This is a genomic window from Adhaeretor mobilis (genome assembly GCF_007741515.1).
GTDB classification, from domain to species: Bacteria; Planctomycetota; Planctomycetia; order Pirellulales; family Lacipirellulaceae; genus Adhaeretor; species Adhaeretor mobilis.
Genome location: NZ_CP036263.1, coordinates 4,059,481 through 4,081,970, shown reverse-complemented (window position 1 = coordinate 4,081,970; position 22,490 = coordinate 4,059,481). Strand labels below are relative to the sequence as shown.

General features: G+C 55.1%; 22 protein-coding genes. 19 read left to right on the top strand and 3 right to left on the bottom strand.

The window, feature by feature from the left end:
- Position 1: 1 nt before the first annotated feature.
- From HG15A2_RS16045 to HG15A2_RS15955, 19 genes are all read left to right on the top strand, one after another.
- Positions 2-1,639 carry a hypothetical protein gene (locus HG15A2_RS16045; protein ID WP_145061283.1) on the top strand — a complete coding sequence of 546 codons (1,638 nt, stop codon included), beginning with the start codon at positions 2-4 and terminating at the stop codon, positions 1,637-1,639.
- A gap of 42 nt (positions 1,640-1,681) precedes the next feature.
- Positions 1,682-2,884: a FliG C-terminal domain-containing protein gene (locus HG15A2_RS16040; protein ID WP_145061281.1), complete on the top strand. Its 1,203-nt coding sequence runs from the start codon at positions 1,682-1,684 to the stop codon at positions 2,882-2,884.
- A gap of 37 nt (positions 2,885-2,921) precedes the next feature.
- Entirely contained in the window at positions 2,922-3,587 is a 666-nt protein-coding gene (locus HG15A2_RS16035; RefSeq protein ID WP_145061279.1) for a FliH/SctL family protein, read from the top strand.
- Positions 3,588-3,611: 24 nt separating this feature from the next.
- Positions 3,612-4,970: a FliI/YscN family ATPase gene (locus HG15A2_RS16030; RefSeq protein WP_246117757.1), complete on the top strand. Its 1,359-nt coding sequence runs from the start codon at positions 3,612-3,614 to the stop codon at positions 4,968-4,970.
- A gap of 26 nt (positions 4,971-4,996) precedes the next feature.
- Entirely contained in the window at positions 4,997-5,446 is a 450-nt protein-coding gene (gene fliJ, locus HG15A2_RS16025; RefSeq protein WP_145061278.1) for a flagellar export protein FliJ, read from the top strand.
- Positions 5,443-6,132: a hypothetical protein gene (locus HG15A2_RS16020; RefSeq protein WP_145061276.1), complete on the top strand. Its 690-nt coding sequence runs from the start codon at positions 5,443-5,445 to the stop codon at positions 6,130-6,132. Before fliJ ends, HG15A2_RS16020 begins: the two co-directional genes overlap by 4 nt.
- A 32-nt stretch (positions 6,133-6,164) precedes the next feature.
- Positions 6,165-7,628: a flagellar hook-length control protein FliK gene (locus HG15A2_RS16015; RefSeq protein ID WP_145061274.1), complete on the top strand. Its 1,464-nt coding sequence runs from the start codon at positions 6,165-6,167 to the stop codon at positions 7,626-7,628.
- A gap of 42 nt (positions 7,629-7,670) precedes the next feature.
- Positions 7,671-8,450, top strand: coding sequence for a flagellar hook capping FlgD N-terminal domain-containing protein (locus tag HG15A2_RS16010; protein ID WP_145061272.1), 780 nt, complete (start codon positions 7,671-7,673; stop codon positions 8,448-8,450).
- 150 nt (positions 8,451-8,600) lie between these two features.
- Positions 8,601-11,036 (top strand): flagellar hook-basal body complex protein, encoded by a 2,436-nt coding sequence (locus tag HG15A2_RS16005; protein ID WP_145061270.1) that lies wholly within the window; start codon positions 8,601-8,603, stop codon positions 11,034-11,036.
- A gap of 67 nt (positions 11,037-11,103) precedes the next feature.
- Positions 11,104-11,310, top strand: a complete 207-nt coding sequence (locus HG15A2_RS16000; protein WP_145061268.1) for a flagellar FlbD family protein — start codon at positions 11,104-11,106, stop codon at positions 11,308-11,310.
- A 205-nt stretch (positions 11,311-11,515) separates the two neighbouring features.
- Positions 11,516-12,289: a motility protein A gene (locus HG15A2_RS15995; protein WP_145061266.1), complete on the top strand. Its 774-nt coding sequence runs from the start codon at positions 11,516-11,518 to the stop codon at positions 12,287-12,289.
- Positions 12,290-12,431: 142 nt separating this feature from the next.
- The gene (locus HG15A2_RS15990) at positions 12,432-13,184 is read left to right on the top strand and encodes an OmpA/MotB family protein (RefSeq protein ID WP_145061264.1); all 753 of its coding nucleotides are present in this window, start codon (positions 12,432-12,434) and stop codon (positions 13,182-13,184) included.
- A 65-nt stretch (positions 13,185-13,249) separates the two neighbouring features.
- Positions 13,250-13,822: a hypothetical protein gene (locus HG15A2_RS15985; RefSeq protein WP_145061262.1), complete on the top strand. Its 573-nt coding sequence runs from the start codon at positions 13,250-13,252 to the stop codon at positions 13,820-13,822.
- A 46-nt stretch (positions 13,823-13,868) separates the two neighbouring features.
- Positions 13,869-14,339, top strand: coding sequence for a flagellar motor switch protein FliN (gene fliN / locus HG15A2_RS15980; protein WP_145061260.1), 471 nt, complete (start codon positions 13,869-13,871; stop codon positions 14,337-14,339).
- A 242-nt stretch (positions 14,340-14,581) separates the two neighbouring features.
- Positions 14,582-15,391 carry a FliO/MopB family protein gene (locus HG15A2_RS15975; protein ID WP_218932014.1) on the top strand — a complete coding sequence of 270 codons (810 nt, stop codon included), beginning with the start codon at positions 14,582-14,584 and terminating at the stop codon, positions 15,389-15,391.
- An 83-nt stretch (positions 15,392-15,474) separates the two neighbouring features.
- Positions 15,475-16,248, top strand: coding sequence for a flagellar type III secretion system pore protein FliP (gene fliP, locus HG15A2_RS15970; protein WP_246117975.1), 774 nt, complete (start codon positions 15,475-15,477; stop codon positions 16,246-16,248).
- Between the two features lie 63 nt (positions 16,249-16,311).
- Positions 16,312-16,578 carry a flagellar biosynthesis protein FliQ gene (fliQ, locus tag HG15A2_RS15965; protein WP_145061254.1) on the top strand — a complete coding sequence of 89 codons (267 nt, stop codon included), beginning with the start codon at positions 16,312-16,314 and terminating at the stop codon, positions 16,576-16,578.
- 71 nt (positions 16,579-16,649) lie between these two features.
- Positions 16,650-17,441 carry a flagellar biosynthetic protein FliR gene (gene fliR, locus HG15A2_RS15960; protein WP_218932013.1) on the top strand — a complete coding sequence of 264 codons (792 nt, stop codon included), beginning with the start codon at positions 16,650-16,652 and terminating at the stop codon, positions 17,439-17,441.
- A 26-nt stretch (positions 17,442-17,467) separates the two neighbouring features.
- Entirely contained in the window at positions 17,468-18,559 is a 1,092-nt protein-coding gene (locus HG15A2_RS15955; RefSeq protein WP_145061250.1) for an EscU/YscU/HrcU family type III secretion system export apparatus switch protein, read from the top strand.
- Positions 18,560-18,621: 62 nt separating this feature from the next.
- Here HG15A2_RS15955 and HG15A2_RS15950 read toward each other — a convergent pair whose 3' ends face one another.
- The 3 genes from HG15A2_RS15950 to HG15A2_RS15940 all read right to left on the bottom strand — a co-directional run bounded on the left by HG15A2_RS15950 (position 18,622) and on the right by HG15A2_RS15940 (position 22,376).
- Positions 18,622-19,668 (bottom strand): sulfotransferase family protein, encoded by a 1,047-nt coding sequence (locus HG15A2_RS15950; RefSeq protein WP_218932012.1) that lies wholly within the window; start codon positions 19,666-19,668, stop codon positions 18,622-18,624.
- 213 nt (positions 19,669-19,881) lie between these two features.
- A complete protein-coding gene (locus HG15A2_RS15945; protein WP_145061246.1) occupies positions 19,882-21,327 on the bottom strand; it encodes a hypothetical protein in 1,446 nt (481 codons plus the stop codon).
- Between the two features lie 14 nt (positions 21,328-21,341).
- Complete coding sequence (locus tag HG15A2_RS15940) at positions 21,342-22,376, bottom strand: hypothetical protein (protein ID WP_145061244.1); 1,035 nt, start codon at positions 22,374-22,376, stop codon at positions 21,342-21,344.
- Positions 22,377-22,490 lie beyond the last annotated feature (114 nt).

The following is a 22,490-nucleotide window of genomic DNA, read 5'->3' as shown; positions in this document are numbered from 1 at the left end:
TTTGAACGACTCGATTCAACAATTCCGCGATCTCTATCAATCAATGACGCCCGCGGCGCGTGTCACGGCAGCGCTATTGCTGGGTGTAATCGTAGTGAGCTTCGGATACCTTTTTCAGCATCACAGCACCGGAGCAGACGAGTATCTTTTCAATGGCGAAATGCTCCAGCCTCGGGAGGCAGATGCCATCGAAGCAGCGCTCGCTAAGGCGAAGGTCGACGGTATCGAGCGCAAGGGGAATCGTTTTCTCGTTCCCAGTGACAAGAAACTCGAATGCATGGCATCTATCGCCGACGCGGGTGTCCTACCAGCGAACTTCGACACGCTCATGGATGACGCGTTGGAAGTCAGCCCGTTTATGCCGCACAAGCTTCAATTGCAAAAACTGAAGTCGGCACGCGAACGCCAACTTTCAATGATCGTCCGCAACATGGATGGCATCGCCGACGCGAAGGTCATGTACGACATTCGCGAATCGCAAGGCTTCTCGAAGGAAAAATCCTCCGCTACGGTAAGTGTCAGACCTGCCGGCGGCGAGACTCTTGATGGACGCCGCCAGAAACTCATCCGCGCCGCAGTGGCAGGTGCCATCGCCGGGCTCAGCCCCGTTGATGTGACGATTCTCGACCAATCGAGCGGATCGGAATTTGCCGGCGGGGCGGGCGTGTCCGCCGAGGACTTCGATGATCGCTACTACCGTACGCGCTCCAAATATGAGTATCTCATGCAGACTCGAATTGAGGATCTCTTACGAGGCATTCCTGGAATTCGCGTGCAGGTAAATGCGGAACTTGACAAGACGCTAACGCTTGAGGAACGTACTCTCTCTTCGCAGGGTGAAGCGGTCGCGCTGCATGAACGCATCCAAAAAGAAGAAATCAGCAATCAGCGCATCGAGGGAGGACAGCAGCCCGGCATCACCGCTCAAGGCCCTGGTCGTGCCGCACCGGATGAAGAAACTGCTAAAATCGTCAGCAAAACAGAGACGCAGGACTCAGACACTAGCTCCTTTGTGCCCACCTCGGAAAAAGTCCTCAGCGAAAGCGGACTCACTCCCACCAACGTGCAGGCATCGATCTCTGTACCGATGGATTACCTCGACCGTGTGTGGCGACAGAAAAATCCTGACGCTGCACCAGAAGATCAACCACCGGCCGACTTGCTTACTAAGATTGAAGAAGACACAGCCCGCAAGATCAAGACGAGCGTCTCCAAGTTGCTGCCAAAACGTGTTGCCCAGGAAAATTATTCCGATGTCGAGGTGACATTTCTCCCGTCGCTCACGCCCGACCCCATCGAAGCACCTTCCATGGCTACGGAAGGCCTGTTCTGGGCGAGCAGTCACTTGAACACGCTACTTACCGCCTGCTTCGCACTCGTTGGGCTAGTGATGTTGCGTTCCATGGTTAAGTCGATTCCTAAATCTGAACCGCCAGTCACGATTGCCGCTGCCGACATTGCACTAGAAGAGAACGCAGTCGCTGAAGCAGCGGAACCTAAGGAAACCGCTGAAGAGCGACGGCCCAAGTTGAAGCTCAAGAAGGGGTCGAACTTGCGAGACGATCTCACGGAAATCGTCAAAGAAGACCCCGACGCGGCCGCCGCCATCTTACGAACCTGGATTGCAAACGCCGGCTAACCGCCAGTACACATAGTTCAACACACTTAGAACCAAACGAACATGTCACCCTACCAACGCCCCGACAATCTGCGAAAAGTTGCCATCCTCGTGGCCAGCGTGGACGGTCCGTTGGCTGAGCAGTTACTTGCTGAATTGCCTCTGCACGAAGCGGCTCGAGTCAGCGAGTTGGTCGATCGTCTAGGCGAGATCGATCCCGAAGAGCAGCAAGACGTGCTCCAGCAGTTTCAAGACATTCAGTCGCAGAAGCAGGACGAGGATTTCTCTCGCATTTCCGACAATGTGGCGGTGGAAATCGACGAGTCGCTCCAACGGCAAATCGAGTTGCTCGACCAGTACGAAGAGCAACAGCAATTGTCGAACGAGCAGCAGACCGCCTCCGCATGTGACGTGATCGACCTGGCCCAAAGAACAGAATTGCTCGCCTCCGCCAGTGGGCATGATCTTGCTGAATTGCTTCGTGACGAGCATCCTCAAGCGGTTGCCCTGGTGCTTTCACGATTGAGCGAGACTAAAGCGGCTGAGACACTCGCCCATTTGCCGACTTCGACGAAATCGCTAGTCGTAGAACGATTGGTTTACTCGTACCCAGCAGTCGACGAAGCGGTCGAAGAGTTGGAAACGCAACTCGCTGAGCGGTTGCTCCAACGCAGGCGCCACCAAGAGTATTTCCAGTCCGGCAGCCAACTTGCTAAACGGATTCTGCAGCAAGCGTCGGAATCCGAACGAGCCATCATTCTCGATTCGCTCCAACGCCGCGATCCTACGATGGTGGCTGCACTAACAAACGAACCTTCCGTCGCTGACGCTCCGGGCGCGCCTCTACAAGAATTGTTCTCCCCAGAGCCAGTGTCTGTAAATTCTACGTCCCCTACCCCTGCGTCCATAGCCTCCATGCCTTTGGAGCAGGAGGAGGCGATTGTCGAAGATACCGGCCCTGACGAAGAAGTCAGCAAGTCAACTAGCTTCTACGATGTAGCCCTGCTGGAAGCCCTCGACGATCGTTCTCTGCAGGCCCTGCTTGCTGTTGCCAACCCGCAGGCGGTGCAAATTTATTTGGGGACAACTAGCGAACATCGGTTCCGTCGGCTCACCAGTGGCATTCCTCGGCGTGAAGCAAAACGCTTGCGGAAGCAACTACACAGCAGTAAGCCAGCTAAGGAAGAAACCATTTTCCAAGCCACACAGTCGCTCCTGGAAATCGCCAACCGAGCAGGACTGCTCGACGGTGCACTTACATCCTGAGATTGTCTTCCTGAGCTTGCTTGCAGAAACAATACGCATGGCCACCATTATTAAACGTGAGTATCAGCAAACGCCCGACGGTTCGCGCCTGACGGGGGTGGCGTACAACCTGACCGACATGGCGGGGCAAGCGGAGTCGTTGCTCACGGATGTGCGAGCGAGAGCTGCCGAAATTATCAAGCAGGCTCAACAAGAAGCAAAGCAAATTCGCACTCAAGCAGAAGCCCAAGGTCGCGCCGCGGCGGAAGCTGCCATCGAGCGTGTGCTCGATCAGAAGGTCGCCCAGCAGATGAAAACGCTCGAGCCGGCTCTCCAAGGGGCAGTTCAGCAAATTGAAGAGTCGCGACAGGAGTGGCTACAGCATTGGGAATCCTCGGCAGTGGGGCTTTCCGCAGCTATTGCAGGCCGAATCGTTCGCGCAGAAATCGCCAAACGCCCTGAAATAAGTATCGAGTGGATGCGCGAAGCCTTGGAATTGGCCGCCGGTAGTAGCGAGCTGACTATCCGCCTGCATCCCCAAGATCATGCGACCATCGCGAAGCAAGTCGAACAGCTCGCCGCCACATTCAATCCGTTAGCAAACGCAAAAATCGAGCCAGACGAGTCGATCACCCTGAGTGGTTGCCGTGTCGAAACGTCGTTCGGTTCCATCGATCAACAACTAGAAACGCAACTCGATCGCATTCAACAAGAACTCAGCTAGCAGAGCCTGAAAGCGAAGCCCCCAGTGAACTCCCTTCCCCAACACGTCAATGACGCCATGCTCTCCGGCTTGACCGGTAGCGTTGTTCAAACGATCGGCTTGACCGCGGCAGTCGCTGATTTCCCCGTTCCCGTTGGCGCGTTGGTGAGCATCGATCGCCAGGCAGGCGAGCAAGTTGAAGCAGAAGTCGTTGGGTTTCGAGAGAATCACACACTTGTCATGCCATTGAGCAACCTCGAAGGCATTCGTCGTGGTAGTCGAGTGAAACTTGTGCGCACGTCGCGCACCCTCAAAGTCGGAGACGGACTACTCGGAAGAGTTGTTGACGCCCGCGGCCGCTGCATCGATGGTCGCCCTCAACCCATGCTTCGCCAGCGACTGCCACTGGAAGCGCCTCCGCTAGTGCCAACCGAGCGCGTGCGAATTGATACACCACTGGGAACCGGCGTGAAGGCAATTGACGGAATGCTCACCGCCGGGCAAGGACAACGCTTGGGTATCTTTGCCGGTTCGGGCGTTGGCAAGAGTGTGCTCATGGGCACAATGGCCAAGCATACCGAAGCCGATGTCACGGTGGTCGCCCTGATAGGCGAGCGTGGCCGCGAAGTCAATGAATTCATTCAACGCGAGCTTGGTCCTGAGGGTTTGGCCCGCAGTGTAGTCGTCGCTGCTACCAGCAACGAGCCTGCCCTGCTCCGCGTGCAAGCTGCCTACGCAGCCACAACCATTGCTGAGTACTTTCGCGACCAAGGAAAGAACGTCCTGCTGATTATGGACTCGGTCACGCGTTTTGCCCTCGCTCAACGCGAGATCGGACTTGCCGCCGGCGAGCCCCCCGCCACGCGCGGATTTCCGCCATCGACATTCGCTATCCTACCTAAGCTGGTGGAGCGGGCGGGTAGGTCCTCTACTGGTAGCATCACCGCCTTTTATACCGTGCTTGTCGAAGGCGACGACGAGAATGAACCGATCGCCGATGCCATGCGTGGGCTACTGGACGGACATGTCTGGCTTTCACGCAAATTGGCCGAACGCGGCCACTACCCGGCGATCAACGTGCTTGGCAGCATTAGCCGCTTGATGAACGAGCTGTCCACTCCAGAAGGGAAGCAGGCCGCGCAAATCATCCGCGAACTGTTGGCTGTCTACGCTGAGAACGAGGACTTGGTGACGATTGGTGCCTATCGCAAAGGTGCCAATCCGCGGCTCGATGCTGCCGTGGCGATGCGTGATTCAATCAATGCATTCCTCTGCCAACAAATTGGCGAGCAGTACACGCTTGCGGATGCTCAGCAGCAGTTAGTTCAGCTGGCTGCGCAAGTTTCAGTTAACCCAGTAGCCCCAGATTTCCCAACGGAAACCCTTGAGAACCCTGCTGCCTAATCGCCGCTACTCTCTATCACTAGATCATGGCTCGTTACCAATTCCAACTTGAAACCTTGCGAAAGCTTCGCCAGCGCCATCGTGATGAGCGCAGCCTGAAACTTGCGGAAGCGTTTCGCGCGGAGCAAATCCTCGCGGATCGTCGCAGCGAGATCGATCAGGAAATCGTCGAACTGCGCAGCCACCAGCGAGGGATTGTTGAGAGCGGGAACATGAACACCACACAGCTCCTAGAGTCACAGCGTTACCAAGCATCACTGGAATCACAGCTGCAAGTCATGAGTCAGCAGGCAAGTACCCTCAATGAAGAGATCGAGCGTCGTCGTGAAGCATTGGTCGAAGCGGATCGCGAAGTGCGAGTGCTCGACAAGTTAGACGAGCGCCGGCATGGTGAGCACCGGCTCGAGCGACAGCGGGACGAAGCCAAGGTACTAGACGAAATTGGCCTACGTCGCCACGGAGGTGCGTTCTCATGATTCGTATCCTGTTCCCACTCATCGGCTATCTGTCAGTTGCCACAGTCATCACCGGCGTTCTCGGGTATGGCTATCTGCGCCAGACCGGCAAGCTCGATGACGAACGCATGCTGCAAGTCTTGGCCGTGTTGCACGATGTCGATCTCAACGCTATCGAGCACGCCCAGGAGCGGCCAGAGACCGTCGTGCCTGAGGAGCAAATGTCCTACGAGCAACAACAAGAGCAGCTCCGCATAGCGACTTTGCAGTTCGACGCGAAACAGAAAGAACTTTCAGAGTCGTTGGCCACATTCGATTACGACTTCAAGAAGCTCAATGCGGCCACTGGACGCTACAACCAGCTGGCCGGAGAAGTCGAAGCAGAGCTAAAAAGGCAACGTGAATCGCTCATGACGGAGTCGGTACGCAAAGGTCGTGAAGCGATCGAGATGATGATTCCCAGCAAACAGTCGAAACCAATCATCAAAGAGATGATTGACGAAGGAGAAATTGACCTCGTTATCAAGATTCTTTCCAGCATGGCTAAGCGAAAACAGCAAACCATCCTGCAAACGTTTGTGGGTACCGATGAAGACATCGATATTCTCTATCGCATAACCCAAGAAATGCTCGCCGGCGGGGAAACCAAACAGTACATCGACGACAAACTTGGCGATCTTCGCAAGCTGCAGCAAGACGACAACTAAGTGGGCTTCCACACGAACATCTAATATCCGAAATGTCTACATCCTCGATTGATCCACTGATTAGTCTCGCACCGACCACCCCGTCGAGTGTTGGCAATGCGCCCAGACCCGGAGGCTTTGGTGATTTGTTTGAGCAGGCACTTACGACTAGTGCCCAGCCCGAGCGAGCTACCGACGAGGAGGAAACAGCGCTTGCAGATGAAGCAGCCAGCGCATCTTCGGAAGTCACCGAAGATCGCGACCCAGGTGAGAATACCACGGAAGAATTCTCTGCTAGTGAGCCCAAGTCTGAGACCGAATCCAAGGAGGAGGCTGCCAGTGCCGAGGATTCCAGCGACGAGGTCGAGATTTCAGAAGAAGCCGCTGCCAACCAGAAGGACGCTGAAGAAGTAGCCGCCAACCAGCAATCGGTGGATGCGGAAACTTCCGCAGAACTATTGGGAGAAGTAGCTGACGGAGAATCCGCAGTCAACCAAAATCAAGAATTAGCCAGCGGCGAAGAAGGAGATCAACCAGCCGGTACAAAAGTAGAAAACGAAGCTGAGCTGAAGAACTCCTTAGGTGAAACCGCCCAACAGAGTCCGAATGGCGACTCTGACGAGCGATCAAACGCGGAGTCAAGTCGCGATGCAGTTGATAAGACGATCAAGGGCGATGCCCGAGGCCACGATCAGGAGAGCGGAACGCAACAAGAAGCGACCGATACAGGTACCGATACCTCTGACCCCGATCAAGTGATTGGAGAACTAGCACTGGACGAGGAGGACTTGAATTCGCACGGGCCGCACAATCGGCATGATCGCGGATCGCGGAGAGCTTCCTCGACAACCCAAAATGCACAGGTTGCAGAGGTGGGGCCGGCCGCCACGAAAGCTGAGAACCAGGCCCAATTAGAGGCTGCAAAGATCGACAGCACACAACTCACTGCTTCGCAATCTACGCAGCATAACTCCACACAAGGCGCAGACCCTGCCGCGGTGCTCAATTCTAGCACGACAACAACACCCAGCGTAACGGAGGCAACGGGGACAGAATCCGATGTTCGCGATACACCGACAGTTGATAAGAATCGCTTTCTCGGTCGGGTGAGCGGGGCTCTGAAGGCGGCACAGCAGCGGGACGGACGGATTCAAGTACGACTTGCTCCACCCGAGTTGGGCCTGCTGCGAATCGAATTGAGCGTGCAGCAAGGTTCGCTTACTGCCTCCTTAGAAACAGAAACCAACGCGGCGAAGAACTTGTTGCTTGATAACTTGCCCGCCCTCCGCGAGCGACTGGCAGAGCAAGATATCCGCGTCGAGAAGTTCGACGTCGACGTCCGTCGTGACGGTCAGCAATCGCCGGATCACGAACTACCTGGTGAGCGCCAGTCGCAGAACCCGAGGAGAACACCCGCTCGCGCTGGCATTACGGTGAGTAACTCCAGCCCAGGTAGTGAGCCTTCCGGCGAAACCACAACTGCTACCACCGACGCGGGATTAGACATCCGCGTGTAAAGAGTAAACAGACAGACCCAGTCACATATTATCGAGAGCAAAATGGCACAACTTCCTAACGTCACAAGCGCATTAACTGGCGCAACATCGGACCAACCGTTCGGTGACAACAACTCGCTCAACGATCTGGATATCGATGATTTTCTTGATCTCATGATCGCGGAACTACAGAATCAAGATCCACTCAATCCGCTGGAGAATGACGAGCTTATTGCGCAGATTGGTCAGATTCGCGAGGTAGGTGCAACTGATAAACTCACCGCGACACTTGACGCAGTGCTCCTTGGGCAGAATATCACGAGCGCCACCAATCTCATTGGTGCCGATATCGAAGCCCTGTCGGACGACAACCAGCGTGTGCAAGGAATTGTTGATCGCATTTCGGTTTCCAACAGCCAACCTAAGCTGCATATCGACTTGAATCCCAGCGCGGACGTGGATGAGGAGCCCGGCAACCTCGAACAGGGAGCCTACAAGTACCGTGTGGTTTGGGAAGAAGACGGTCAACTGTTCGGCGTCGATCCCGCAGCCCAATCCGGCGGCCAGTTGCTGGTGGGTGAGGCTGGAGGCAGTTCTGCGCTGCTGAGCAACTTGCCACGCTCCACAAGTACTAAGCAAATATACCGGACGGACCGCACCGGCACCGGCGAGTACCGACATGTTGGCTCACTCACCGACGTCGATCAGGCCACCTTCCTCGATACTAAGGCCGATGCCGATCGAGGGGCCGCAATACTCTCAGGAACACCACAGCTCATTACACCGCAACGCAGTTATGAGATTAGCCTGACGAACATCTCCGAAATTCGCCCACCGCAATAAGCGACATTGTTGAGGTGGATACCACCGGCGGTTCGTTGGACCGCGGCTAGGGGATTACAAGAGACGACCCGGGATACACGACGCGAAGCAGAAGTTCGGAACTAAAGCACAAAATTTGAGAATAAACACCCCCACTAGGGAGAGAATATTATGGGTCTTCAATCAGCACTGACCACAGCCCTCACCGGCATGAACGCTGCCGAAACCTCTATCGACGTTGTAGGCAACAACGTTGCCAATGCAAACACAGTGGGCTTCAAAGAGTCGAACGTGAACTTTGCCACGCAGTTCCTGCAAACGCAAAGTATCGGTTCTGCCCCGACCGATGGTCGCGGTGGTACCAACCCTCGCCAGGTGGGCTTGGGCGTGAAAGTTGCCGAAATCGCTCAGGACTTTAATCAGGGCACTATCGAAATCAGCTCTAACCCGCTGGATCTAGCCATTCAGGGAGACGGGTTCTTTATTGTGGAAGGCTCACAAGGCGAGCAGCTTTACACACGCAACGGCCAATTCAAGACGAATGCCGAGAACGAAATCGTGACCATCACCGGTCAGCGAGTTCTCGGATACGGAGTCGATGCGGACTTCAACGTGCAATCAACTGTTTTGCAGCCTCTTCAAATTCCCTTGGGCCAGTCGGCGGTTGCTCAAGAGACGCAAAACGTCATCCTTACTGGCGGACTTGATGCGGAAGGCACGGTTGGCACAATCTCTGAGGTCATTCAGTCAGGCGTCCTTATCGACGGTTCGAAAGAAGTGCCTGATTCCAGCAGTTCGACACTCACTGCGCTCACGCTGCCCCTAGAGTCCACAACAATCGCTTCCAGTGCAACTCCGGGCGCAGTCACTCCGGGTACCTACAGCTATCGTGTAACGTTTGTCGACAACGATGGCAACGAAAGCCCCGCCTCGAATGTCACGGCATCGCTAGTGGTTGCCGGTGCTGGCGGGTCCATCGATCTTACCAATATTCCCCAGCCGTCAGGCGGTAGTGAGTTTTCCACGATCAACGTCTACCGCAACAACTCAGCCGTCAACACAGATTACGAATTGGCCGGAACCGTTGCTGCCGGTACAACCACCTTCAGTGATGGTAGTGCTGATGGCTCCCTAGGTACAACGTTGGACAATACTGGGCTCGATAGCGGAGCCTACAGCTACTATGTCACCTACTACAATTCAGTGAGTGGCGAAGAGAGTCGTCCCACCGCACGTATTGGCCCGGTTACGGCTGATGGCACTAACGCACCAAGAATTCGGCTCGACAATCTCCCTGAACCTTCGACCGATCCTACAACAGGCGGTTACGACGGTGTGCGAATATACCGGAAGCTGCGAAACAGTGAGAGCTTTCATTTCGTAGATTCGATCACGCCTGCTGAAATTGCCGCTGCCTCCTCCGGAGTTTCTTATATTGACAATACGCCTGATGCAGTGATTGCTGCAAATGCAGAAGTCGACTTGGAGGGGCCTGATATTTCCTTTGGATTGCCGCTTGTCGATGTTGTGTCGCGCCAGGGTAGCACCTACACAAATCTCTTTGAGGAGGGTGAGCTTGCCTTTACCGGCGGTAAAGCAGATCGTAGTCTAGCGACGCGGAATCTTACGATCACGAGCACGACGACGGTTCAGGATTTGATCAGCTTTATGGAAGATTCCCTGGGTATCGTGAAGACAGCTCTAGAAGATAGTTTCCCTGCGGGCAACTATGGCGGAACGATTTCCGATAGCCGGATCCAATTCACATCGAACCTGGGCGTCGAGAACGCACTGTCAATCGATCTGTCTGCGTTTCAGCTGACTCCCGCTTCGGGCGGTGTGGCAGACTCCGTGCCAATACAGTTCAATTCAACCGTTCCGGGCCAATCTAACGGGTCCGGAGATTCGGCAGATGTCATCGTTTACGATAGCCTGGGCTCGCCGATACGGGTTCGCGTCACGACCGTCTTGGAAGAACGATCTGGAACCAGCGCGAAGTTCCGCTGGGTCGCCACTTCGCCGGATAACCAACCGGAACTCGGCGTCGGCACGGTCGTTGGCACGGGCGTTATTACTACCGATGGCAACGGCGATGTTACGGCAGTTTCCAATAATCGTGTCGCTGTGGACCGTCGTGATTCACCGGCTGCCTCACCGTTGGAGTTCGAACTGGACTTCTCGCAAGTCAATGGTCTCGCCCAAGACGGTAACGACAGCCTTAATGTGAGTCGGCAAGATGGTTTCCCAGCCGGTACACTAACCAGTTTCTCGATCACTGAATCGGGAAGTATCGAGGGCGTCTACAGTAATGGTAGCTCGCGCACCTTGGGCCAAGTTTTGATGGCACGGTTTGCGAACAACAATGGTCTAGAACAAATTGGTGACAATCTCTTCGCTGCTGGTGTGAACTCAGGTCTGCCGATTCAGGACGTCCCCAGCTCACAAGGTATTGGCTCAATCACTTCCGGTGCGGTGGAACTGTCTAATTCAGACATTGGCCAGAATCTCATTGAACTGATACTTGCTTCCACCCAATATCGAGGCGGCGCGCGGGTGATTACCGCAGTTCAAGAATTGCTCGATGAGTTGCTCGCTATTAGTAGATAAACCACCACTCCTTGGAGCATGAGTTAGCCGACATTGCTCCGGTGCCTTGAATGTCGCGAGGGAAACCATGATCAAACTAACTCGACTCGACGGCGAGGCATTCATCCTGAATGCCGAACTCATCAAATACGTCGAACAACGGCCTGATACGTTTATTACGCTTGTATCGAACGACCGCCTCGTGGTAGCCGAGTCTCCAGAGGAAGTCCTCGATCGGGCCGTAGAGTACCACCGCACCAAGCGACTACTTCCTACCGAGGCGGCAAGTCGCTGAGGGTTGTAGGGATGGTCGGGGTCAGGCTGAGAAAACGGCCTCACTGGTTGGCAAACTACTACATTAAAGCGACGGTGGTGTTGGAAGAAAGCTATGTTTTGAAAACCATGTTGCCGCCACGCAACGCACGCCGAAGTACGCCTCTCCCGAAGAAATTCTCTCTATTACCCCGCCTTCCTCACGCTGTTAGCAACCCCCTGACTTCATGGATTTAGCAACTGTCATCGGTGTGATCCTCGCTTGCGGTTTGATCCTCGGATCAATCGTAATCGGCGGTGGTGCAATCGGTTCTTTCATTGATTATCCCTCTTTGATGGTGGTGATCGGTGGGGCGATTGCGGCGGCAATGATTTCGTTCCCCATGAAAAACTTCTTCAGCGTGTTCAAAGTGGTCATGAAGGTGTTTTTCTACAAGTTGGATTCCATTCCTCGGCTCATCGAAGAGATCGTTAGCCTTGCGGAAACAGCTCGGCGCGACGGATTGCTCGCTCTGGAAGGCCGGATTGAAGAAATCGAGAATCCGTTTGTGGTCCTAGGCATTCAAATGGCTGTCGACGGCACCCGCCCCGAGGTGATGGAAGACATCTTGCGTACCGAGCTCGACGCTGTTGCCACACGCCATCGCGACGGCAAGAGCCTCATGGACTGTATGGGCCGCTTCGCCCCTGCGTTTGGCATGATTGGCACGCTCATGGGGCTCGTTATCATGCTGGGCGACATGAGCGACCCTTCAAAAATTGGTGCCGGTATGGCCGTGGCGTTGCTTACCACCATGTACGGCGCGATCGCCTCGAACGTGGTGTTCCTGCCCTTTGCAGAAAAGCTGGGATTCACGAATAAACAAGAATTACTCGCGATGGAAATCATCGTCCGCGGAATCATGGCAGTTCAATCAGGCGAAAACCCCCGCGTTATCGAACAAAAGCTTAATACCTTCATCCCTGCCAGCCAACGCAGTACCGAAGGTCAAGCCGCCTAGGCCAAGTAGTGCAACCTATTGAACCACAGAAAACACGGAGAACACTTAGAAGGTGGAGGAGGGATCAGACTGCAGGGCTTACCCTTGTGACCTGAAGTCCGAGGCCCGATGTCTGAAGCCGTGCTCTCCGTGCTAACAAATCATGGCCATTGAAGAAGAACCAGAACCTGGGATACCCGAGTGGGTCGTTACGTTCGGCGATATGATGTCGCTGCTCTTGACGTTCTTCATCATGCTGGTGTCGATGAGCGAGATTAAAGAGGACGAGCAGTACCAGGCGATGGTCGAGTCGATCCGCGAACAGTTCGGCCACGACAGTTCGATGGCCTCAATGGTGCCGGGCGACATCCGTCCTAGAAACTCGCAAAACCCCAGTCTTGCTGAATCGGGCCGTGCCAAAAAGATCGACAAAGCTAGCGGCGGGCAAGAGAATAAGTCGGTTGTTGGCGAGCACAAAAAAGTACAAATCGTTCGTCCGGGTGACGACTCGTCGATCGGTGGTCTCATCTACTTTGATGAAGATTCCGCCGAACTTTCAGAAGAAAATAAACGCAACCTCTACCGTATTATCCATCAGATTGCCGGCAAGCCGCAAAAAGTAGAGGTCCGCGGACACACCTCACGGCGGCCCGTCGATCCAGCCAGTGGCAATCGCGATCACACCGACCTTGCTTATTCAAGGAGCCGGAATACCGCCAAGTTTCTCGTGGAATCAGGAATTCATCTCAAACGCATCCGCATCAGTAGTGCCGGTGCGAGCGAACCCCTCTACGACGGAGTCGATCCCGACCTATTGGCAAGAAACTCACGAGTACAGATCCTGATGTGGGACGAGCGGGTGAAAGATCTCGAAGCAGATAGCGAAGTGGCACTGGAACCTGACGCCGGATTATGACCTAAACTTCGATAGCACCGATTGCACAGCGCACGTGAGCGACCGACCCAACCCCCTGACAAACCATGGCCGACGAAATAGTACAACCTGAGGAAGCCGCCCCCGCCAAGAGTGGCGGTCTCATGACCATCATCAAGGCAGTGGCATGCATTTCGATCGTGGTTCTCTTGGAGATGGCCGCAGCATCGATGCTGATTCCCGATGCCGAAGCAACTCAGGCAATTGGCGAAGAACTGGCTGCTGCCAAAGCAGATGATGAGAAGGACCAAGATGCAGAACTCGAAGGGGATCGCTCCTCGGAGGATTCGCCACTGGGTAATATGGTCGAGGTCAATCTCGGCGCTTATCATATTCGCCACACAAGCCCCGAAACGGGTACGAGCCTCAATATCGATTTCGATCTATGGGGAACCGTGCTAGCAGACGAAGCAACCGAGTTCGATGATCTCTATACGACCAACCAGCAGAGAATCAGCGAGCAGGTCACGATTACGATCCGCGGAATGGATGTCAGCGACTTCTCCGATCCCAACTTGGACTTGATCAAACGGAAGATATTGGAGAAAACCAATCGCGCACTCGGCAAGCCATTATTGCATGATGCTTTGATTGTCGAGTTTTCGTTCCTAGAACGCTGAGTAGCAGTGTTGGAACGTATTGCCTAGATTCACTTGGAAGGATTCCATGTCTGAAGAAACCAAACAAGCTGAGCCAGCGCAGAGCGAGCTCCCTGTAGAGAGTCCAGCGACCTTAGAGCCTGCTGTGTCGCCAGCCGACATGGAGCTCCTTCTCAATAAGGCGGAAGAGGCGCTAGAGTCGATCGATCAGGTTGACAGCGACGTCCTCATGCCTGGCGTTCGCGATTTTCAATTGAAAGATTTTTCGGGTTCTACCGCCAATAGTGAGGCCGCTTCGCTGGACCTCATGAAAGACGTCCAGCTCGATCTAACCATTGAGTTAGGCCGCACGCACATGGAGATGCGGGACATCCTGAAGCTCAAGCAGGGCGCCGTTGTGCCGCTCGACAAGCTAGCAGGCGACCCGGCCGACATCTACGTCAACGGCCGTCTCATAGCCCGCGGCGAAGTGCTCGTTCTCAACGATAACTTCTGCGTGCGCGTCGCTGAACTCATCGAAGGTGACTCTGAGGACTGATAGTTTTCCGGACGTCAGCGAGTTCGGCTTAGTATTTCAGTCTGCTAGCACGCCACCGCCAGAAATCTGATTGATCTGGCGATTTTTCTTAACGATTCGTATAAGCATTGCCGACGTACCGACCCTTGTCGGTGCTTTTTGTGGCTCCCTACGAACAGTAAGAACTACCTGTGCCCCTAAGGTTCTTAAAACGCTGCCGGTTCTCAGATCGAAGCACCCGGCTATCTCAGCACGCGCTTGCGTTGTTGCTAGTACTGCATTTGGGAACTGCGAGTCTAGAAGCCCACGCCGCAAAGTCGTTGCTCTCCTACCGTAGCGACCAGACGCAGCAGGAGGCTCCCGCTGCCGTCATGCCGCGGGCAAGCCGGCCCAACGCAAGCCAGACCCGTGCAGCCCAACCGATCACTGCCCAGTCCGACCCGTTCGGCAATCGTTCCTTCCCTCAGGCCCAGCAAGCCCAGCCCCAGCGGATCGCCCACCGCAATGCGACAGCTCCCCAGACGGTGTTCCGGGGCAACTTGCCAGATGAATCGCTAGCAGAAGCCCCAAGACCCAGGGCGATTGAGGCTGAGTCGCGCCGCTTGGCGCCCTCCCAAGAAGTAAGAGTGGGCGACTCTGGCAGTAAGACATCGACCAAGTCGGCTCTCCCGTTCGCAGTGCCTGTGAAGCAATTGATCTCAACCGCCGGTGCAGGCCTCGCCATTGTTATTGGCCTGTTCTTCATCTGCACATGGCTCTGGCGCGGTGGAAGCAATCGGCCGAATCCCAACTCCCCGCTTCCGCAAGAAGCGTTCAGCGTGCTAGGTCGCGCTCCATTGATGGGTCGCACAACCGCTCAGCTGATTCGTGTTGGTAACAAGCTCGTTCTAGTAGCAGTTTCGGCCGAAGGCTTGCAGCCTTTGACCGAAGTCACCGATCCAGCCGAAGTCGATCGCTTAGCCGGTCTGTGCTTGGGTGGCGGCGCGGCCAGTTCGACGGCAGAGTTTCAGAAAGTGCTGCGTAAGCTCGCCAGCGAACCTGCCAGCGGTTTTCTCGGAAGAGAATCGTCCTAGTTCGACAAACAAGCAAACCTATGAATCCTCTCCTACGCAAACTGGTTCCGCTAGCCATCGTTGCCTGCTTACAGGCAATCGCGATGCCGGCGTTTGCGCAAAGTGGAATTTCACTATTGCCTGAGGGAATCGGTGGCCCAGAAGAGTGGACCAGCCCAGAAGGAATTAGCTCGACACTAAAGGTCATGCTGCTGCTGACTGTCTTGAGCCTTGCCCCGGCGGTGCTGCTCATGACGACGAGCTTCATGCGTATATTGATTGTCATGGGCCTGCTCCGGCAAGCTCTCGGCACCCAGCAGTTGCCGCCTAGCCAGGTGCTTACCTCGATTGCGCTGTTCATGACGGCACTGCTCATGACGCCCGTCTGGACCGAGGTCTACGAAGAGGCGATCAAACCCTACTCAGAGAAGCAAATCGGTCTCGACGAAGCCTGGCAACTGGGCACGAAGCCGGTACGCGAGTTCATGTTTCATCAGATTCGCAAAACGCATAACGATTCGGACGTCCATCTGTTTCTCAAGTACATGCAGAGCGAGATCGATCCAGAAACCGGTGAACTCTACGACAACTACGTGTACTTCGATCCCAAGGAAGGTGATCGCGAGGTGCCGCTGCAGGCATTGTTGCCCGCCTTCATGCTGAGCGAATTGAAGACCGCCTTTTTAATCGGCTTCCAGATCTATTTACCATTTGTAATTCTCGACATTGTTGTTGCGAGCGTGACCATCTCAATGGGCATGCTCATGCTGCCACCGGTCTTGATATCCCTGCCGTTCAAACTGCTACTCTTTGTACTTGTCGATGGCTGGAGACTCGTCGTCGAAATGCTACTCGAAAGTTTCCAAGTCCTCGTTTAGCTTCCACCCCTAGACTGTAGCGAATGTCCTTCGTGGCATTCCTCAAACGAAGAGACACGAAACATGGAACCACAAGACGCTGTTGATTTAGGACGCGAAGCGCTTCGCGTAGCGATGCTAGTTGCCGCGCCCGTGTTGTTCTCGGGCATGATTGTCGGCCTGGGCATTGGGCTGTTGCAGGCACTCACGCAGATTCAAGAACAAACGGTTGCGTTTGTTCCCAAACTCTTGGCCATGGTTGTCGCCCTAGCAGTCGCCCTGCCCTGGATTCTTACGCAACTGCTCGACTACGCGCGCACACTGATCACCAACATCCCCCAAACGCTCTAGCCGGGCAACAGGTGCCGCTGCTAGCTCGTCCAGCAGTCTGCAAAGTTCACCACTCAAGCCCCCGCACTGTTGTGTCGTTGATCGAGACATTCCTGCTAAATTACTTTGGTGCTTTCATCTTGGTGTTAGCACGCGTAGGAGCGCTCGTCGCTACGGCCCCCATCTTTGGGACCAAAGCGGCACCAATGCAGTTCCGCGCTTTTCTGGCGATTGCTTTGACGATGCTAGTGACACCAATGTTCTCCACGACCTCGCCGGTGGATGTGACCAACTTGTTCTTGTTTGGCAAAGCGGTTGTCAATGAAATGCTTGTGGGCTTACTCCTCGGTTTGGGCGTGATGATTTTGCTCACCGGCGTGCAAGTGAGCGGCCAGATTGTGAGCCAAATGGGCGGTACCGCCGTGGCTGAAGCGTTCGATCCGACGCTCGACACGAATGTCTCCGTGTACTCGCAGTTATTCTACTTCCTAACGCTTACCATGTTTGTACTTCTTGATGGGCATCGCCTGCTCATCGGCGCCTTGCTAGACACCTACGTTTGGCTTCCCCCCGGTGAGGCAGCTCTCGGACCGTCGTACGTGGAAGCGCTGACAAGTATCCTAGGGCAGAGCTTTCTGTTGGGGATCCGCGCAGCCGCACCGGCGATGATCGCACTGTTTCTGTCCACTCTAGTGCTAGGCTTGATCGGTCGCACGATGCCGCAGATCAACATCCTGGTGATTGGCTTTGGCGTGAACGCCATGCTTACGCTCGGCTGCCTCTTTGTTTCACTCGGTGCCATCGCTTGGGCATTCCCCCAGCAAGCGGGGCAGGCAATTGATATCCTTCGCGACGCCATTAAGCAAACCCTACCCAAAGCTTAGCGACTTCGCGACTCTCCAAGTAAACCATGGCCGACCAAGCAGGCGACAAGACGCAGGATGCCACCCCGCATCGCAAGCAACAAGCTCGCGAACAGGGGCAGGTTGCATTTAGTCAAGACTTGGGCTCAGCCGGTTTGCTAGTTGCTGGCTCGTTGCTCCTTATGTACTACGGCCGAGACATAGCCGAAGCATGTACCCAAATGGTACGTAGTCAGCTTGAGGCAGTCGGCCCACTTTCTGTCGAGCCTAGCCACATGGGCCAAATCGCTACACTTCTTGGCGGGCATGTGGGTAAAGCCTTGCTTCCGGTATTGGGATTATTGTTCGTGGCGGGCGTTGCAGTGAGCCTCGTTCAAGTTGGCTTTCTGTTTGTTCCCAGTCGAGTAGCGCCCGACTTTTCTCGCTTAAGCTTGCTCGCGGGGATGAAACGTATCATCTCACTTCAGGGGGTTGCCCGCTTAGGCTTTGGAATGTTCAAAGTGCTGATCGTTGCCGTCACGGCAGCGGTGGTGCTCTATCAATCACGCGAGCAGATCGCCGGTTCTAGTGGCATGGCTATCATTTCGATGGCCGTATTCATGTCCAGTCTCGTTGTGAAGACGGCCCTTTGGGTGGGAGTGGCGCTGCTGCTCTTGGCTATTCTTGACTATGCGTTTCAACGCTGGAAGCACGAGCAGGATATGAAGATGACGCACCAGGAAGTGCGCGAAGAAATGAAGAACCTCCAAGGCGATCCGCAAATCATCGCCCGTCGTCGTGCCGTGCAGCGCCAGATGGCGCTCAATCGGATTGGCGAAAAAGTTCCCACGGCCGATGTCGTGGTCACGAACCCCACTGAACTGGCCATCGCCATTCAGTACGATCCGCTGGAAATGGCTGCCCCGGTGGTCGTAGCCAAAGGAGCCGGTGTACTCGCCCAACGCATTCGAAAGTTGGCTCTAGAGAACGACATCCCTGTGGTCGAGCGCAAGCCGCTCGCCCGCATGCTCTACAAAGACGTTGAGCTGGGCCACCCCGTGCCCGACGCCGCCTACGCCGCCGTAGCCGAAGTGTTGGCGTATGTCTACCAACTCAAGGGCAAGAAGATGCCCGAACTGCCGCACGCGAAAGTTGCGTAGCCGAGTTTTGCCTATTTTTCAGTCGCTAGGCGTTGGCAACGGTTAGGCCTTGGAACTGGACGCTAACGCCTAGCGGTTGAGTCTCTGTCACTCGCTGCAAGTTCGTAGCCGTACTCTTCGTAGTACCAAGCCCAACGCTGTTGTAATTTCTGGCTAATGGACTCATCGATCTCGTGTTGATTGGGCCTGTAATTGCTTATCTGATCTAGGTAGGCATCAATCGTCGGCTCGGCAGGATCGAAACCGCCCAAGTCCAACTCCTCGTACACTCGCTGGACTTCTGCTTTGGGGTTGGCGGCAAGGTCCTCGTAGCGCACTTCCGCAAGTTGGTCGTTCCCCAGTAGGGCACGATCTTCCGCAAAGGCTTCGTACATTCGCTCGAATGAATCGATTACATAATCTTCTACCCAAGCCTCGTCTTTTGGCACGTGTACGCCTTGCACTGAGTTGAGTGAACGCCAGAGTCGCACTGTCGACGCGAAAAGCTCAGCCGGATGACGCGTTATGTGAATGAATTTGGCATCGGGGAACATCTCCAGTAGTGTGGCTAGGCGGGCTGTGTGCGGTGGCGACTTGACTACGAGTCGTCGTTGATCTCGCAGTGCGATGCGTTGAAAGAACTGCATCAGCTGGCGCTTCCATGCGGTGCGATGCTCCTCGGGTAGCTCTTTCAAAGTGAGATACTCACGATGCACTTCTCCGTGTTTTGGAAACATCATCGAAGCGTAGGGCGAAGGCACTCCCATGATCTGTAGCGCAAACTCGTCTTCCTGCGGGCGATGCCAGCCAGCAACCATGTTGTCCATCGGGCGACGACGTGGGAGCAGGAACTCAGTACACGGGGCAATCAGTTTTTCCGTCAACAAAAAGTGATGCGGAACGAAACACTGGTAGGTCGTTGGGTAGTTGTGCCTCGGATCGCGAATGAGCAACTCGTGCAGGAAGGTGGTCCCCGAGCGCCAATGCCCCAGGATGAACACCGGCGGCTTATCGAAAGTTACCCGCGAGACTTTTCGAGAGTAACAAGCCCGGTCCCCTAACGCGAGTCCCGAATTCACGAAGCTCATTGCCGAAACGGCTAAGCACATGGGCACTCGGGTGGGCGACATCGAGAAGCGATGCTTTGCCAAATGGCCAAACCAAGTTCCAGCTCTCATGCCATGCCAGAATCGTGGTGTGTACCACGGGAACGGATTCTTTACGACGCGTTCTCGACGCGGCTTCGCAATTCGTTGCTTGGCAGTTCGTTTCCGCAATGTTCTAAGCATGGTCCTGAGAGGAATGTCTCGCGTCGGTAGCCGAGCAAATAGCAAAAGTGTTGGTCACAGACCAACATCGTAGCGGCTCTGGCGGTTGCGGGCTATTCGATCACGCCGACTTATTTTCGTGAGCCACACCCAAAGTAACGCCATCAAAACTAAGAATCCGACTCCGGCGAATACTCCCCAAGACTTATTGCTTGCGGGAGTCTGTGGTTGTACCCACTGGACGGTCGGTCCAATGACGATCGGCGAGAAATCGGCCCTCTGACCTTGGGGCGATCCTCTGGGGCTGTGTTCTCTGGGGCTGGGTTCTTCGGGCTTGCGTGAACGATAACGCCACTTTTTGAAGAAGAAGCCAGCCACCCGTACGGGGGCACGAATCGAGTCGCCTTCGGGGAAACCATTGGGCAATCTCGCGACACAGCACGTGATCGGCAAGTTTTGAGAATCAGTTGTGAAGAGATCGACCTCGTAGTAGTCGCCTGTCTGGCCATCTCCTTCGGTTAACACAATTTTGACGGCTCGCCGTGCGGTGCCCTCCAGCAAGACAAGCCTTCCTGTTTCCTCCTGCGGTGTGAGAAATAAGGGTGCCACCGAAGAGAGGCCCTGTTCGCCACGTTCGAGGGCCGCCAGCGCGACGCCGTACTCCCGCTTTAGTAGCTTCGACTCCTCCGGCGTTCCTCGGTTGGTAGCCTGCTCTTTGAGTTCAACTTGTTTTAGTTTAGCCAGCTTGCGCCACTCGGTCTGCCGTTCTTTAAGAACCTGCTTAGCTAGCGAGCTCAGGCTCTTGTGGTCCGACGCTGCTACTGCCTTGAGCGCCGCGCGAAACGCAACGGCTTCCTCACTCACCTGTTTCGTGACGAACGGCTGAGCGTGGCGAACTTCGTCCAGCAAGCTCACATCGTAGCCCAGTTTGGCAAGCTCCAACCAACCGGCAGGCACGTTACCTTGTGGATGCCAGGCAACATGATCAGCCAGCAACACGAGAGCAGGCTTGTCGCCAACATCCTGATTGCCAAGAATCACTCCGCGGCAGGAAATCGGCTGAGCAAGTGACGAATCTTCTGATCGGCTCCAAGCTCCCGGGATTTTTCTCGTGAGAATGGCCGCGGGAAAAGGAAACGCATCGCTTTGAACGACGAGCGAGTACCACGGCTGGTCGCTCGTCAGTTGTCGGGCGGAAACGACTAGGCCCGTGATCTCAACAAGTTCCCCGCGATGTGCAATCCAATCTTTGATGCTTTCACCAGGTTGGGGAATTTCCCAGTTCTTATGCTGCGAGGCATCAAATCTTTCGAACCAGTAGAGAATCTGTGTTGCGAGCTCTGTCCGAGAGTGGGACCATGTTCCGTCCCATGTTTCAAACAGACGATATTTGGGCTCGCCGATGTCAGCGTCACGCAGGACTTCAGCAAAGCCGGGGGACTTTAGGTCTACTTGAGCATTTGCTGTGAAGCAAACCCAGCAAATGCTTGCAGCGGAGCCTCTCAGTAGGATACAGACCATTGCGAATCGAGTGTTCAATCGCCAGTCTCCCTCTCTGCCAGTCGTTGCAAGCTGGCAGCATTGGCCGCCTCTCGTGCTTTACTAACCGTTGAAACGCGGCGCGTGTTCCAAGACAACAGTCTGACCAACAACAGCGCAGCAACAGCGACACTGGCGATGGCCCACCATGGAGGCAGCTCAGCTGTGCTTTTTACTTTTAACTCAGCGGACGGGGGCCTCGGTTGCCACTCGACGGAATTCGCAACCACGATCGGTGCCAGACCGTAGCCCTGTGAGTGGGGGTAGGACCAGTTCTTAAAGAAGTAGCCGTGCACGGTTACTTCTTCACGCAACTTCTCGCCCCGCGGGAAAGTTTCCGGCAACGAGATCGCATAAACTACAAACGGCCACTGGCCGCCTCCCGTGGGGCTTATTACCAGACGGTGATAGTTGGCGATGCCCAGTTCATTGTCGACTGGTGTGAGCTCTTCCTCTCGTAGAACTGTGCCATGCACTGTTACCACTCTGCCGCGATATACCTTTGGCTGTTCGATGAGTTGCGCGTAGGCCAGTTGCCCGATGCTCTTCTCGGATAACCCATCGACTCCCTCACTTCGCACCGCTTCCAGTACTGCTAGCCATGCCTCTTCTTCCGACTTCAGGAAGAGGGCGTTATCTTCCACATTGTCTAGCAGCGACGTGAGGTCATCGTCGCCCCTCAATTCGTCCGTGACGCTAGCAGCCTGTTTCATGCGTACCCGAGTGGTTTCGCCGTTAGCACTCTCCTCTGGATGTGGCTCCTTACTAGGATCTATCTTGAGCACGTCGCTAGCTGCGCTCTCTCGAAAATCAAGCTCATCAGAGAGCATTCTTTTCCGCTCCTCCCCGACAGGGCTGGCGTTCTCCTGCAAGGAGAATAACCGCCCCAGTTTTTCAGCCGTAGCTGGCTGCTGCAGGTGTCGCATCATCATGCCCACCATGGCCAACATTCCTAGCAACAACCATAGCTTGAGCCGCAAGCCGCGAGACACGGGCTGTACACGATCAGGTTTACTCGATTGGAAACGCATTGCGGCAAAGTACTTGAGGCGTGCTTCGGGATGAAAGTCGGCTCCTATTGTACCAATAGCCCGCAAGCTCCGCCTCGCCTAGGCACTTAGCATTGCGGAAAGGTCAAGTTACCG

Coding starts and splice junctions, on each gene's coding strand:
- HG15A2_RS16000 (WP_145061268.1), top strand. CDS start 11,104: ATGATCAAACTAACTCGACTCGACGGCGAGGCATTCATCCTGAATGCC.
- fliN (WP_145061260.1), top strand. CDS start 13,869: ATGTCTGAAGAAACCAAACAAGCTGAGCCAGCGCAGAGCGAGCTCCCT.
- HG15A2_RS15945 (WP_145061246.1), bottom strand. CDS start 21,327: ATGGTCTGTATCCTACTGAGAGGCTCCGCTGCAAGCATTTGCTGGGTT.
- HG15A2_RS15995 (WP_145061266.1), top strand. CDS start 11,516: ATGGATTTAGCAACTGTCATCGGTGTGATCCTCGCTTGCGGTTTGATC.
- HG15A2_RS15990 (WP_145061264.1), top strand. CDS start 12,432: ATGGCCATTGAAGAAGAACCAGAACCTGGGATACCCGAGTGGGTCGTT.
- HG15A2_RS16015 (WP_145061274.1), top strand. CDS start 6,165: ATGTCTACATCCTCGATTGATCCACTGATTAGTCTCGCACCGACCACC.
- HG15A2_RS15940 (WP_145061244.1), bottom strand. CDS start 22,376: ATGCGTTTCCAATCGAGTAAACCTGATCGTGTACAGCCCGTGTCTCGC.
- fliP (WP_246117975.1), top strand. CDS start 15,475: ATGCCGGCGTTTGCGCAAAGTGGAATTTCACTATTGCCTGAGGGAATC.
- fliQ (WP_145061254.1), top strand. CDS start 16,312: ATGGAACCACAAGACGCTGTTGATTTAGGACGCGAAGCGCTTCGCGTA.
- HG15A2_RS15955 (WP_145061250.1), top strand. CDS start 17,468: ATGGCCGACCAAGCAGGCGACAAGACGCAGGATGCCACCCCGCATCGC.
- HG15A2_RS15985 (WP_145061262.1), top strand. CDS start 13,250: ATGGCCGACGAAATAGTACAACCTGAGGAAGCCGCCCCCGCCAAGAGT.
- HG15A2_RS15950 (WP_218932012.1), bottom strand. CDS start 19,668: ATGTCGCCCACCCGAGTGCCCATGTGCTTAGCCGTTTCGGCAATGAGC.
- fliJ (WP_145061278.1), top strand. CDS start 4,997: ATGGCTCGTTACCAATTCCAACTTGAAACCTTGCGAAAGCTTCGCCAG.
- HG15A2_RS16020 (WP_145061276.1), top strand. CDS start 5,443: ATGATTCGTATCCTGTTCCCACTCATCGGCTATCTGTCAGTTGCCACA.
- HG15A2_RS16040 (WP_145061281.1), top strand. CDS start 1,682: ATGTCACCCTACCAACGCCCCGACAATCTGCGAAAAGTTGCCATCCTC.
- HG15A2_RS16010 (WP_145061272.1), top strand. CDS start 7,671: ATGGCACAACTTCCTAACGTCACAAGCGCATTAACTGGCGCAACATCG.
- HG15A2_RS16005 (WP_145061270.1), top strand. CDS start 8,601: ATGGGTCTTCAATCAGCACTGACCACAGCCCTCACCGGCATGAACGCT.
- HG15A2_RS16035 (WP_145061279.1), top strand. CDS start 2,922: ATGGCCACCATTATTAAACGTGAGTATCAGCAAACGCCCGACGGTTCG.